Source organism: Tardiphaga sp. 839_C3_N1_4 (assembly GCF_051811045.1).
Classification (GTDB): domain Bacteria; phylum Pseudomonadota; class Alphaproteobacteria; order Rhizobiales; family Xanthobacteraceae; genus Tardiphaga.
This window is the reverse complement of record NZ_JBPWQD010000001.1, coordinates 4,594,115-4,606,593: the sequence shown is the minus strand read 5'-3', so window position 1 is coordinate 4,606,593 and position 12,479 is coordinate 4,594,115. Positions and strand designations below refer to the sequence as shown.

Annotated in this window: 12 protein-coding genes and 1 tRNA gene; 8 read left to right on the top strand and 5 right to left on the bottom strand. The window is 59.9% G+C overall.

All coding sequences use genetic code 11. The annotated features are described in order from the left end of the window. Positions 1 to 134 precede the first annotated feature (134 nt). Positions 135 to 884 (top strand): GntR family transcriptional regulator, encoded by a 750-nt coding sequence (locus AB8A38_RS22015; protein ID WP_439087393.1) that lies wholly within the window; start codon positions 135 to 137, stop codon positions 882 to 884. A gap of 106 nt (positions 885 to 990) precedes the next feature. Continuing rightward, complete coding sequence (locus AB8A38_RS22010; RefSeq protein WP_439087392.1) at positions 991 to 3,720, top strand: bifunctional diguanylate cyclase/phosphodiesterase; 2,730 nt, start codon at positions 991 to 993, stop codon at positions 3,718 to 3,720. A gap of 60 nt (positions 3,721 to 3,780) precedes the next feature. Here the strand turns inward: AB8A38_RS22010 and AB8A38_RS22005 are convergent. Continuing rightward, positions 3,781 to 3,857: transfer RNA gene (locus tag AB8A38_RS22005), tRNA-Arg, on the bottom strand. Positions 3,858 to 4,046: 189 nt separating this feature from the next. Between AB8A38_RS22005 and AB8A38_RS22000 the strand changes: the two genes are divergently transcribed. Together AB8A38_RS22000 and AB8A38_RS21995 are read left to right on the top strand one after the other, a co-directional pair. Continuing rightward, positions 4,047 to 4,427 carry a hypothetical protein gene (locus tag AB8A38_RS22000; protein ID WP_439087391.1) on the top strand — a complete coding sequence of 127 codons (381 nt, stop codon included), beginning with the start codon at positions 4,047 to 4,049 and terminating at the stop codon, positions 4,425 to 4,427. Positions 4,428 to 4,756: 329 nt separating this feature from the next. After that, positions 4,757 to 5,482 carry a hypothetical protein gene (locus AB8A38_RS21995; RefSeq protein WP_439087390.1) on the top strand — a complete coding sequence of 242 codons (726 nt, stop codon included), beginning with the start codon at positions 4,757 to 4,759 and terminating at the stop codon, positions 5,480 to 5,482. Positions 5,483 to 5,503: 21 nt separating this feature from the next. Here the strand turns inward: AB8A38_RS21995 and AB8A38_RS21990 are convergent, their stop codons facing one another. From AB8A38_RS21990 to AB8A38_RS21980, 3 genes are all read right to left on the bottom strand, one after another. Next, positions 5,504 to 5,968: a CAP domain-containing protein gene (locus tag AB8A38_RS21990; RefSeq protein WP_439087389.1), complete on the bottom strand. Its 465-nt coding sequence runs from the start codon at positions 5,966 to 5,968 to the stop codon at positions 5,504 to 5,506. A gap of 310 nt (positions 5,969 to 6,278) precedes the next feature. Then, on the bottom strand, positions 6,279 to 6,536 hold the full coding sequence (locus AB8A38_RS21985) for a hypothetical protein (protein WP_231078919.1): 258 nt from the start codon (positions 6,534 to 6,536) through the stop codon (positions 6,279 to 6,281). 475 nt (positions 6,537 to 7,011) lie between these two features. After that, on the bottom strand, positions 7,012 to 8,028 hold the full coding sequence (locus AB8A38_RS21980; protein ID WP_439087388.1) for a 2-dehydropantoate 2-reductase: 1,017 nt from the start codon (positions 8,026 to 8,028) through the stop codon (positions 7,012 to 7,014). Positions 8,029 to 8,161: 133 nt separating this feature from the next. On the opposite strand from AB8A38_RS21980, the gene AB8A38_RS21975 reads away from it, so the two are divergent. Together AB8A38_RS21975 and AB8A38_RS21970 are read left to right on the top strand one after the other, a co-directional pair. Next, positions 8,162 to 8,791 (top strand): YidB family protein, encoded by a 630-nt coding sequence (locus tag AB8A38_RS21975; RefSeq protein ID WP_439087387.1) that lies wholly within the window; start codon positions 8,162 to 8,164, stop codon positions 8,789 to 8,791. Positions 8,792 to 8,818: 27 nt separating this feature from the next. Next, positions 8,819 to 9,088: a GlsB/YeaQ/YmgE family stress response membrane protein gene (locus AB8A38_RS21970; protein WP_184512203.1), complete on the top strand. Its 270-nt coding sequence runs from the start codon at positions 8,819 to 8,821 to the stop codon at positions 9,086 to 9,088. 74 nt (positions 9,089 to 9,162) lie between these two features. On the opposite strand, the gene AB8A38_RS21965 is transcribed toward AB8A38_RS21970, so the two are convergent. Beyond that, a complete protein-coding gene (locus tag AB8A38_RS21965) occupies positions 9,163 to 9,948 on the bottom strand; it encodes an SDR family NAD(P)-dependent oxidoreductase (protein WP_439087386.1) in 786 nt (261 codons plus the stop codon). A gap of 256 nt (positions 9,949 to 10,204) precedes the next feature. Between AB8A38_RS21965 and AB8A38_RS21960 the strand changes: the two genes are divergently transcribed. Further along, entirely contained in the window at positions 10,205 to 11,269 is a 1,065-nt protein-coding gene (locus AB8A38_RS21960; RefSeq protein ID WP_439087385.1) for an acyl-CoA dehydrogenase family protein, read from the top strand. 27 nt (positions 11,270 to 11,296) lie between these two features. Beyond that, entirely contained in the window at positions 11,297 to 12,457 is a 1,161-nt protein-coding gene (locus AB8A38_RS21955; RefSeq protein WP_120287384.1) for an acyl-CoA dehydrogenase family protein, read from the top strand. Positions 12,458 to 12,479 lie beyond the last annotated feature (22 nt).

Below are 12,479 nucleotides of genomic sequence, written 5' to 3'. Positions count from 1 at the left end.
TCATCATTTCCGCGAACTGCCTCGCCTTTATGCGCGATATTTATGCAGCTAAATCGTGTTTTTTGGTATGCTGAGTAGTAAAGACCCGCCACACTCGGATTTAATTGTATTCACTTTGCTGCGGAGCACCACCGATGCCCGACTCATCCCTCTCGCCGCTGCCTGAAGCTACTGGCCCTGGCCGCGTCGCCAACCGGTCGCTGTCGGTGACGGATCAGATCCGCGACGCCATTCTGGATGGCACGGTCAGCGCAGGCGAACGGATCAACGAGGTCCGCTTCAGCAAGACGTTGGAGGTCTCTCGGACCCCCGTCCGAGCCGCCTTGCAGGCACTGGCCGGTGAAGGGCTGCTCGACTACGCTCCTAATCGCGGCTTCACCGTCCGTGAATTCCCACTCTCCGCTATCGTCGATGCTTATGAAATTCGCGCATCGCTGGAAGGTGTGGCCGCACGCTTCGCCGCCGAACGTGGACTGAGCGCCGAGGAGCGCGCCATCATCGAGGAAAGCCTTGTCGCCGGCGACAAACTACTGGCGCGCGGTGAGTTCGCGGAAGGCGATCTCACCATCTATCGCGGCATCAATGGCGACTTCCACGACACCCTGCTGGGCGCCGCCCGTAACCGCATGCTGGCGGAGATGATCCGGATCTGCCACCACGTGCCGATGTCATCGAGCCGCAACATCGTCGCCTTCGAGCATCGCGACGTGCGCCGGCGTCACGATGATCACCACCGGATCTACGACGCCATTATGGCCCGCGAGCCCTGGCGCGCGGAGGTACTGATGCGCGAACACGTCTCCGGCGTGAAATCCTCGCTGGTCAAATCGCTGATCGAGCGCGGCGAGCAAGCCGATATCGTCAACGGTTCGGCCGCGGGATAGACCGCCAGCGTCGTATCGAAATCGTCGTTATGGCGCAGCATCTTAACCCATCGTTCACCGAAGTTCGTAACGGCGTGTTGGCGGTCCCCCCGGTACAAAACTACGCATGGGGCAAAACGACGCAAAGTCGAGGGAACGGTCTGATGGCGCTGGCGGCCTTGCTGGCTTCGCCGCGCTGGGCCGTTTCCGATTTCAAGGCGGGCCGATCCAAGGCCTCATCCTGTGCGGTTGCCTGCTGATTACCGCCATCGCCATCGGCACCGCCTACATCACCGTCCATTTCCGAGACCGCGCCATCGAGAGCAAGAAACGCGAACTGGAAAATACGGTTCTGCTGGTCGCGCGACACTTCGACCAGCAGTTCGGAGACCTGCAGGGCATCCAGAACGACGTCATCACCTATATGAAGTCGGCCAACATCCAGAACAGCGCCGCCTACCAGCATCTGATGTCGGGGATCGACGTCCACCGCATGCTGCGCACCAAGCTCAGCAGCCTGCCCTATGTCGGCGGCATCAACCTGTTCGATTCCGAAGGCAAGCTGCTCAACTCGTCGGAAACCTGGCCGGTGCCGGCCATCAACATCGCCGACCGTCAGCATTTCCAGACGCTGCAGGCCGACAACGGACCCACGGTCGTATTGGCCGAGCCCGTCATCAGCAGGGTGACTGGTGCATGGACCGCCGTGTTTTCGCGCAAGCTGATCGGACGCCATGGCGAATTCATGGGCATTATCAGCCGCGGCGTCGAGCCGGTTCACTTCGAGAGCTTCTTCGCATCCCTCGCGCTCGAAAAAGACGCCAAGATCTTGATGATCCACCGCAACGGCACCGTGCTTGCTCGCTATCCGCAGAACGAAACCGTTATCGGCCAGAACCTCAGTAACAGCTCAGTTTTCAAGGACCTCTGGTCGTCGGGCGGCACCTCGACGGGGCACTATATCAGCCCCATCGACGGGGAAGACGAATTGGGCTCTGCAAGGCGCCTCGCGGCAGCTCCGGTGATGATCGTAGCGACCACCAGCATGCCCGCGGCACTGCATGACTGGCGTGAGCAGACCAAATATCAAATCATCGGTGCGACGCTTGCCGCATTGGTGATCCTGGCGACACTGTTCCTGATCGTCCGGCAACTGAACCGCCAACACCGCTCGGCCGAGCGGATGCTGGCGCAAAAATCGACGCATCTCGATACTGCAATCAACAATATGACGCAGGGCCTGCTGTTGTTCGATGCCTATGGCCGGCTGGTCGTCTGCAATCAGCGCTTCATCGACATGTTCGGACTATCCGACAAGATCGTGAAGCCAGGCTGCTATTTCCGCGACCTCATCCAGCATCGCAAGGACAACGGAACCTTCATCGGCGATGTCGACGAATACTGCACGTCGTTCTTGCGAAGCGTCGCTGAAGGCCCCGTCCACGATACGCTGCTGACTACGCCTGACGGTCGCTCGGTCCAGATCCTCGTTCAGAGATCGGGGGACGGCGGCTGGGCCTCGACGCTCGAGGACATCACCGATCGCAAACGTTCGGAAGAGCGCATTGCCCATCTTGCGCATTACGATGCTCTGACAGATCTCCCCAATCGGGTGATGTTCCGTGAGCGCCTCGAAGCGGAAATCGCAACGCTCCACGACAGCGCGCGATTTGCGATTCTCTATATCGATATCGATGAGTTCAAAAGCGTCAATGACACGCTCGGCCATGCGATCGGCGACGAACTGCTGAAAATCGTTGCCACGCGGCTGCGCAGCTGTGTCGGTAATGCCGGCTTTGTCGCGCGCCTGGGCGGCGACGAATTCGCCATCGTGCATACGGGAATTGCTCGCCGCAGCGATGTCACCCACCTGATGGTGCCGCTCTATGAGGCCATCCGGCAGCCCTATGAATGCCTAGGCCACCAGATCACGACCGATGCCAGCATCGGAATCGCCGTAGCCCCCGATGACGGCTCCGATCTCGACGAATTGCTGCGACACGCAGATCTCGCAATGTATAGCGCCAAGGCCGCTGGGCGGCGCACCTTTCGCTTCTTCGAACCTGCCATGGATGAAGACGCAAGGGTGCGGCGTGCGCTGGAGCAGGATCTGCGGAAGGCACTCGCGGAAGGCGGACTTGAGGTTCACTATCAACCCGTCATCGATATCGCCAGCAACGAGATCACTGGCTGCGAAGCGTTGCTCCGCTGGCGACATCCGGTTCGTGGCATGATTTCGCCGGCAGAGTTCATTCCGATCGCCGAAGAAACCGGCCTGATTACCGAACTCGGCGAATGGGTGTTGCGAACGGCATGCGCTGAGGCGGCCTCCTGGCCGGTGCCGATCAAGCTCGCTGTCAATGTATCGCCGATTCAATTCACGACGCAGACCCTGGCCTTGAATGTCGCTCGAGCTCTCGTGGCAGCAAATTTGCCGGCTCACCGACTCGAACTTGAGATCACCGAAACAGTGCTGATCCGCGATGACGAGATGGCGCTCGCGATCCTCCATCAGCTCCGCGGCATCGGTGTCGGGATCGCGCTGGACGATTTCGGGACCGGCTATTCATCGCTCAGCTATCTGCAGCGATTCCCGTTCGACAAGGTCAAGATCGACCGCAGTTTCATCCGGGACATCGTAGCGCCCGGCGGATCGTCATCCATCGTACAGGCGGTTGTAACCATCGCTGCCGCCCGCAACATGATCACCACGGCGGAGGGCGTTGAGACAGCCGATCAACTCGACGCACTGCGTATGCTCGGTTGTACCCAGATGCAGGGTTTTCTTTTCAGTGCCGCCAAGCCGTCACGAGAGATTCGCGCCATGCTCCAGAAGCGCGAGATCGCCGTCGCCTGACACCAGCAGGTCCGAAGTCGTCGCGAAAATGGCCTGTTTTGGGCTAAACAGAAGGAAAGCTGGCGATCCCGGCATGACTCGAACATGCGACCTACGGTTTAGGAAACCGTCGCTCTATCCGGCTGAGCTACGGGACCGCGATCCCGGTCAGGAACACCGGGCATGGACAGTTCCATACCAGAGCCGTTCGATCATCGCTACCCGTTGTCAGTTCAAATAGGACGGGACCGGAACCGGCGTCACATGGCCCTAAAAGATCGGGACCGCGGAACGTCTCAGACCGCCCATCGTTGGCTGGTTGTCATAATAACGTTGGAGAATCCCGCATGACAAAGATGAAACTTCTTGCTGCTGCTGCCGTGGTCTCTGGCTTGATGGCTACGCCGGTGATGGCAAAGGATCCGATGAATCGCCGGACACAGGCCACGCTGGAATACCGAGCCAGCACGGTCGATGGCGGCTATCGTGATTCGGGCTTCTGGCCGGGTGACGTTGCGGCAGGCATGGTTGGCGGTGCGGTTGGTGTAGCGGGTGCGGCTGTGGGTACCGCCGGGGCCATCGCAACTGCGCCGTTCCGGAACAGCTACAATTCCTATGATGGCTACAATGGCGTCCCGCACGATTCCTACGCACAGCGCATGGGCTTCGTTTGTCAGCCGGGAACCTGGTTCCGCGGCGAGGATGGCCGACTACACATCTGCCAGTAATACAACTGACATCTGAGAAAAAGGGCGGCCCAAAGGACCGCCCTTTTTCGTGTCTGTTATCGGATAGAGTCCCAGGCGCACGAAACGACGGCACCGCATCGGACGTGAGCCCATCGCTTCGCGAACTACGTGTGGTCCCGTGTAGGTGATTGCGCGTCGAGTAGCAGCGCGATCCGAAAACTACTGTCAAGAATGACTCAAAACTCTGAAGTCATCAATTTCAGTGATATGAGTGCAGCAACAGATCTCTGCCCTGAAACACTTCCACATCAGCGTTGTATCGCGAAATAACGCCGGTCTGCTGACCACATGACCGCACTGATGCAGTCATGCTGCACTCGCTCCAAAAGCGGGGAGAAGTAACACATCCGAGGTTGAAAAATGGCCCACAAATGGCGAGAATTGGGTTTGTTATCTACATCGGAACCCACGTGGCTCATTTGTCCGCATACAAGTCACTCATATTTGCGCTACTGACGACCGCATCACTCTCCGGTCTCGCGTTGATGTCTTCGCCTGCTCATGCGCAATGGTGGACTGCCGCGCCGGCGGATTATGAGGATTGCGCCGAACGCATCGAAAAATCGACGGCTTCGAAAGACGCCAAGGCTGTGGCGCTGTCGGATTGCGAAAGCAAGTTCGCGGGACGGCGCAAGCGCGGTGGCGGCTATACATATCACGACTTCATGCAGAACCGCAGCTTTGATATCGCTGGCCCGAACCCAACCACGGCTGAACAGAAGGCGATCGACGAGCAGTACAAGATCTATCTGGACAATCAGCGTCGCAGCGTCATCGTCGCCGCCTTCGCTGAAAAGCAGCGCGAGGCACAAACCCAAGCTGCGCTCGAAACGGACTTTCGGCAGACTGCGGAAACCCCAAGCGACGTGAAACCTGTCGTGCTACCCAGGCCTCGGCCCAAAGTGCGCGCCAAGGAGCCAGATTGCACGACCGAGCCGCTTGCCTGCGGGTGGTCCAAATTGTCATCGGGGCTGAAAGACATCAAGGACGCGCTATTCGGCACGCCCGCGCCGGCCAAGACCAAGCGCACCTAAGGCGTAACGCCCCATCAAGTATCAATCCGTGATCACCATCGCCCAGAACATCCGGTAGGGCGACTTGGGATTGGCGACGTAAGCGACGCCGACCTTGCGCGCGCCGGACATGAGCAGGTTCTCGCGATGACTTGGGCTCTCTTCCCATTGCTTCAACGTTTCGGGAAATGTCAGGAAGCCCGCCGCGATATTTTCAGCTGCTTTGGATTTGCGGAGCTTCCCCACGCGTGCGGAGAAAACACCGCCGACCTCATGGCTGACCTTACCGCTGGATGACATCGCCTGCGCCTGAGCAAGCGCGACCGCATTCAGTTTACTGTCCAGCGTGACAGAGGAGAGCTTGTGCGCCCGGCGGAAGGCACTGATCTGGCTCGCATAATCAGCCGCTCTGGCCTCGCCCATGGTTGCCGCGACCAACACGCCACACAGCACAAACAACCTTATGGGGCCGTGATTCATGAAAATCGCTTCACGGGTCAGCTTCAATGACTATAGCGACGACGTTGCGCAGGAGGTCGCGGCAACGGCTTGCGGACATGGGCAGGCGCCTGCACTTCAGCCGCACGCCGTTGTTCGGCAAGCCGGGCATCATAACCCGGCGAGGGAGTGACCGTCGGAGGAACCGCAAATGCGGGTGCGATGGCACCCATGCTCAGTATCGCCGCAACCACAGCGATAGCGGCGAAGGATTTCCGCTTCAAGACCTTCAAAAATAAGGTTCGCATCGATCGCTCCACCCAAGAAAACGGCCCGAAGCGCTAACGCACTTCAGGCCGGCTTCGTTCAGTACGGAAGCTTACTTCTTGGCCTTCTTGGCCTTTGCAGTCTTGGTCACCTTGGTAGCCTTCGTGGCAACCTTTTTCGCCTTACGGCGACGATGACCGAGCGGAATGCCAAGCTTGATGGCTTTCTGACGCAGCGAACCACCGGTACGCTTCATCTCCTTGGAAATCTTCTCAAGCGGAGTCTGAGCCTTCGAATGCGCCTTCAGGATCTTTACGTCTTCCTTGGTGTACTCGCGACGGACGAGTTTCTTTTTCGCTTTCTTGGCCATTGTAGCTCCGATTGTTAGTTGAATAATTCGACCGGCACACGCTTTGCCGATGATTATGAAAGGATCAAACGCCCGGCCCGGCGCACGAAGCGCGAACCACCGTCAAATCACGCGGCCTTCTATACTAAAGATGTCGCGAATGACATAGCCCCTGATGTCACATCATGATGTTCAGTATTGAACTAGCCGTACTCCTGCGAGCCGTCTTTACGACGCGAACTGCTACTTACCCGCGAATGACGGGCTAAAAGACTCTTTACATCTCATTTACTGAGAATTCACCGACGCGCATCGGCAATTGATATTTAACGGAGAATCATCGGGTTGATGCGAATGCAACGGATAATGGTACCATCGCATTGACCGGCAGAGGCGATTTGAACATTCGGATAGTTGAGTCCGCCGATAGTAGCCGAAATGATTAGTAACATTCTCGTAATGATAGCGCCGAAGCCGGTCCGACGCTCCCTTCGGCTCAATCAATGTCACGGTAACTGCGAATCTGATTTGGCATGAGTGCGGGCGATCCCCTGCCTGACGTCTCTGCGTGCTTGATCAGTGTCATCACGCGCAGCGAAAGCGGAGCCGCGATCTGATATTTTGCCGCCAGCTCAACGACAACACCCTGCAAATAATCAATCTCGGTGCGGCGGGCGCGCTGCAGATCCTCCCACATGGACGAGCGCGCATTTGCATCGATCTTCATGGTCCGCCCGAGCAGCATATTGAACAGGCCGTCAGGCAGCCGCAGCAAATGCGGTGTCAGCCACGCGGGAATCGGTGTTGCCGAGATGGGTTTGATACCAGCCGCCTTCAGAACGGCTAGGCCTTCCGCCATTTGATCGGCGAATAACGAGCGCCACGCGCGCTGTGCCAGCTGCGACCGCAGCGGTATATCCGACAGCGCATTGAGCGCGTTGTTCAAATTGACCAGCAACTTGCCCCACTGGACAGCGACGATGTCGTCGCACGCAAGGACCGCAAGATCAGGCACGGATAGCGCCGAAGCGGTATCGGCCCCATCGCGTTCGACGACGATGTTTCCTGACGTTGCGCGGTGAACATGACCATCGCCCTTTGCGATGACATTAAATGGCACCATTCCGCCGAGGATACGGCGCCCGGGCAGGGTTGCGCGCAGGACCCCGACATTGCCGACACCATTCTGTAGGCTGACGACGATCGCGTCTTTCGCAGCATGATTCGCGATCAGTCTCGCCATCTCCGCCGTATCGCCGCTCTTGACCGCGACCAGAATGATCTTCGCCTCACTCATGATGGCGGGGTCATCCGACAGGCGCAGCTGGTCGGGGGCGAGACATTGATCTAGGCCCTCGAAGCTCGTCAGCCTCAGACCGTGCGCCTCGATGCCGTCCACGATGCGCCGCCGCGCCAGTATGGCGACGTCACGGCCGGCTGCCGCCAGGATGCCACCCACGAAACAGCCGATACTGCCGGCACCGGCGATACAAATGGGTCGCGTTTCGATCACGTCATCTCCCGTTCATCCAGCATCCGTTACTAGCAAAATGCCGCAGCGCTGCCTATCGGCGGAACCGACGCGCCTTGTAGGCGTCATACCGCGCAGCTATGCTTTCGCCGGGCTGGCAGAACAGGAGATGATCATGGGTTTGCTCGACATTCTGAATGGCATGGCCAACGGGCCGCGTGGCCCCAGCGATCCCGACGACAAGAGCGGCGGCATGTCGCCGATGACGATGGCGATCCTCGCGCTGCTCGCCTACAAAGGCTACAAGCACTTCACTGGTAGCCAACCGGCGGCACAGGGGCACGCGCAAGAAATCCCGCCGCCGAATACAACAAAGGCCAGCGCGCAAGATACCGGCCTCGGTGGTATGCTTGGCGGCCTCCTCGGCGGAAATTCTGGCACTGCAGCAGGCGGTGGCGGCCTCGGCGACCTTCTGAAGGGCCCGCTCGGCGGTCTGTTGGCGGGCGGTGCCGCCGGCAGCGTGCTCAGCGGTGGCCTCGGCGACCTGCTCAAGCAGTTCCAGCAGAACGGCCATGGCGACGCCGCGGATTCCTGGGTCAGTTCCGGCCCGAACAAGCAGATTTCGCCTAACGATCTCGGCGCCGCACTTGGCGCCGATCAGATCGCGCAACTGACGTCGCGCACCGGCATGTCACGTGAACAGCTTCTCGCAGAGCTGAGCAACGAGCTGCCCGATGCCGTTAATCAGTTCACACCGCATGGCCGGCTACCCACGGAAGACGAAGTTAAGTCCAGCTGGGTTTAACGCGCACTTGAAAGAGGGGATATTGCTATGATCTGGATTCTCGTTGTGGGCTTTGTCGCTGGCATTATCGCCCGCCTTCTGTCGCCAGGACCTAACAATCCCAGCGGTTTCATCCTGACCACGATCCTGGGTATTGCCGGCGCATTCCTGGCGACATTCATCGGCCAACAGATCGGCCATTACGGCCCGAACCAGGGTGCCGGCTTCATCACTGCCACGATCGGCGCCCTCGTGGTGCTGTTCATCTGGAACAGGCTGGTTGCCCGTAACGTGATTTCCGATCCGGGCAATCGCTGACCTACCTGCAATCGAGAATGAAAAAAGCCTCGGCCATCACCGAGGCTTTTTTGCTGTTTGACGCAGGCTTCCGATCAGGCCAGCAGATGCATGCCGGCATCCATCCGCACCAATTCGCCCGTCATATTGCTCGACTGCGACGTGGCGAGGAAGCAGATCAGGGCGGCGACGTCCTCCGCGGTCGAGGCCACCTTCAGCGGAACTCGCGCGATCACGGCATCGCGAACTTTAGCAGCGCCGTCCGCACCACGACCTTTGGTGAACCAGGGCGTATCGATATAGCCGGGGCAGACCGTATTGACGCGGATCAGCGGAGCCAGTGCACGGCCAAGCGACAGCGTCATCGAATTCAGCGCACCCTTGCTGGCGGCATAGGCGACCGACGAACCGCCGCCTGTGATACCGGCCATCGACGAGACATTGACGACGGCCGAAGCACGACCCGACGCCTTGGCGCCGGCTTCGAGCAAGGTGCGCGCCGCACGCACCATCTGATAGGGCCCGATCGTGTTGACCGCGTAGATGCGCTGGAAATCTTCCGCGGTCAGGCCATCGAGATCGTGATGCGGCACATGCTTGGTCATGCCGGCATTGTTGATCAGCGCATCGATCCGCCCCCAGTGCTGGGCAGCCGCGACGATGTTCTTGCAATCATCGTCCTTCGATACATCGCCTTGAACCACGATGACTTCGGTTGCACCCGCGTCACGACACAGCTCGGCAGTGGCTTCGGCTTCCTTCTGGCTCGACGAATAGTTGATGACAATACGAGCACCGTCCTTGGCGAGAATGGCCGCGGTCGCAGCACCAAGCCCCGATGCCGACCCTGTAATCACGACGCACAAACCGTCACTTGCCATCTGCATTTCCTCTGCTTGTTCCGACGCTGATGCGATCTACCATAATGAGGCCGCGCTGGTATACAACGCGGCGCAAGTTCGCTTTGCGGAATTAAATTGCGCTGCACCAACACATCATGCCGCCACCGCAGGCCCCTCTGCGGCCAGCCCGCTTGTCTTCCCTTCGCCTTTTCCGCATCATGAATGCAAGAAAAGTGGCAGCGCCCATGCCCGGCATTCCCTGCCGAATGAGATGCGCTAGCACACGGGGAACGCCTTGACGGACGCAGACAATATCGTTGCGGAAACCGCGGAACGTATTTTCGCCGATCTCGCTGACGCACAGACCATCAATCACGACAAGAACGGCAGCTGGAAAGCGCCGCTCTGGCAGGCACTGGCCGATGCAGGACTGCCGCTCTCATGGGTGCCTGAAGAGTGCGACGGCTCCGGCACCAGCATGGCCGAAGGTTTCAGCGTCCTCAGCGTCGCCGGCCGCGCTGGCGTTGCTGTACCGCTCGCCGAGACCATGCTGGCGGGCTGGCTGCTCGCGCAGGCCCAGATCAAATCGCCGGAAGGCATGATGACCGTCGCGCCGGCAAACCCGCGCGATCGCCTCACGCTCAACGCGGATGGTACAATCACAGGCCGCGCACGTGGCGTGCCGTTCGCGACGGATGCGAAATGCATCGCCGTCGTCGCCTCCGGCATTGGCGGCGACTCTATTGCCCTGGTGGACGCCAGCGCCTGCCGGATTGAAGCTGGGCTCGGTCTGGCCGATGACCCCTCCGACACGGTGCATTTCGACGCTGTGAAGCCGGTGACCCTTCAATCTGCACCATCGGGCTTCGATCAGAACGCGCTGTTGCTGATGGGCGCACTCGTGCGCAGCCAGCAGATTGCCGGGGCACTGGAAACCATACTCGGCATCGGCGTGAACTATTCCGGCGAGCGCGTGGCGTTCGAGAAGAAGATCTCGAAATTCCAGGCGGTGCAGCACAATCTGGCGAAGCTAGCGGGCGAGACCTCGGCAGCCCTCGCCGCTGCCAGGTCCGCGGCTGATGCCTTCTCCAGCGGCGCACCGCTCGATGACGCGCTCTTCCTCGAGGCCGCCGCTGCAAAGATCCGTTGCTCCGAGGCCGCCGAAAAGGGCGCCGCCATTGCGCATCAGATTCTTGGTGCCATCGGCTTCACGCAGGAACACATCCTGCATCGCTACACGCTGCGCGCATTGGCATGGCGCGATGATTTCGGCAGCGAAAGCTACTGGGCGGTCGAGCTCGGCAAACTGGTCGCCGCGCGCGGTGCCGACGAGCTGTGGCCTCTGGTCGCGTCGCGCTGATCGAACATAAGAAACGAGATCTTTCACATGACTGCAGCCCTTCGTTTCGATCCGATCCGCCTGCCGCCCGAATGCGAGCAGCTGCGCAAGGAAGTACGCGCTTTTCTCGCCGAAGAAATCGCCGCCGGCACTTTCGATCCGCACAAGCCCCAGCGCGAGGACTCGGACAATCCCGAATTCAGCAAACGCGTCGGCGAGCGCGGCTGGCTCGGCATGACCTGGCCCAAGAAATATGGCGGCCACGAGCGCTCATTCCTCGAACGCTACGTCGTTACCGAAGAGATGCGCGTGGCCAACGCGCCGGTGCGCCGCTTTTTCGTCGCCGACCGCCAGAGCGGCCCGGTGCTGCTGAAATACGCCCCCGAGCATATCAAGATGGACATCCTGCCGCGCATCTGCCGCGGCGAGGTCTGTTTCTCCATTGGCATGAGCGAACCGAATTCCGGCTCCGACCTGTTTGCTGCCAAGACCAAGGCCACCAAGACCGACGGCGGCTGGCTCATCAACGGCAGCAAGATCTGGACGACCTCGGCCCATATGGCCGACTACATGATCGCGATCTTCCGCACTTCGGCCCCGACCAAGGAAAACCGCCGCCACGGGTTGACGCAGTTTCTGGTCAATATGAAGAAGCCCGGGATCACGGTGAATCCGATCGCGCAGATCACCGGCCAGTATGAGTTCAACGAAGTCGTGTTCACCGATCACTTCGTGCCCGACGACCACATGCTGGGCGAGATCGACAGCGCCTGGAAACAGGCCACCTCAGAACTCGCTTACGAGCGATCCGGTCCCGAACGTTTCCTTGAGACCTATTACGTGCTGACCGAACTGGTCCGCGCTGTCGGACCCAAACCCGACACCCGCAGCGCCGAAGGCATCGGCCGCCTTGTCGCGCAGCTGCACACGATGCGCCGCATGTCGGTGTCGGTGGCCGGCATGCTGCAGGCCGGCAAGGAGCCGGTGGTGGAAGCGTCCATCGTCAAGGATATCGGTACGATCTGGGAGCAGCAGCTGCCCCATCGCGTGCGCGAACTCGCGGCCTTCGTCGACGACAACGCCTCGAACCACGCCACGCTGGACGAAATGCTCGGCTTCGCCATCAAGACGGCACCGAAACTCACCATTCAGGGCGGCACCACCGAAGTCCTGCGCGGCATCATCGCGCGCGGTCTTGGTCTGCGCTGATCCATCCATTCAACAGAGAGCC

Excerpts from the sequence above, each read along its gene's own strand:
- AB8A38_RS21995 (WP_439087390.1), top strand. The coding sequence starts at position 4,757 with ATGCTGCACTCGCTCCAAAAGCGGGGAGAAGTAACACATCCGAGGTTG.
- AB8A38_RS21975 (WP_439087387.1), top strand. The coding sequence starts at position 8,162 with ATGGGTTTGCTCGACATTCTGAATGGCATGGCCAACGGGCCGCGTGGC.
- AB8A38_RS21965 (WP_439087386.1), bottom strand. The coding sequence starts at position 9,948 with ATGGCAAGTGACGGTTTGTGCGTCGTGATTACAGGGTCGGCATCGGGG.
- AB8A38_RS22010 (WP_439087392.1), top strand. The coding sequence starts at position 991 with ATGGGGCAAAACGACGCAAAGTCGAGGGAACGGTCTGATGGCGCTGGC.
- AB8A38_RS21985 (WP_231078919.1), bottom strand. The coding sequence starts at position 6,536 with ATGGCCAAGAAAGCGAAAAAGAAACTCGTCCGTCGCGAGTACACCAAG.
- AB8A38_RS21955 (WP_120287384.1), top strand. The coding sequence starts at position 11,297 with ATGACTGCAGCCCTTCGTTTCGATCCGATCCGCCTGCCGCCCGAATGC.
- AB8A38_RS22015 (WP_439087393.1), top strand. The coding sequence starts at position 135 with ATGCCCGACTCATCCCTCTCGCCGCTGCCTGAAGCTACTGGCCCTGGC.
- AB8A38_RS22000 (WP_439087391.1), top strand. The coding sequence starts at position 4,047 with ATGACAAAGATGAAACTTCTTGCTGCTGCTGCCGTGGTCTCTGGCTTG.
- AB8A38_RS21970 (WP_184512203.1), top strand. The coding sequence starts at position 8,819 with ATGATCTGGATTCTCGTTGTGGGCTTTGTCGCTGGCATTATCGCCCGC.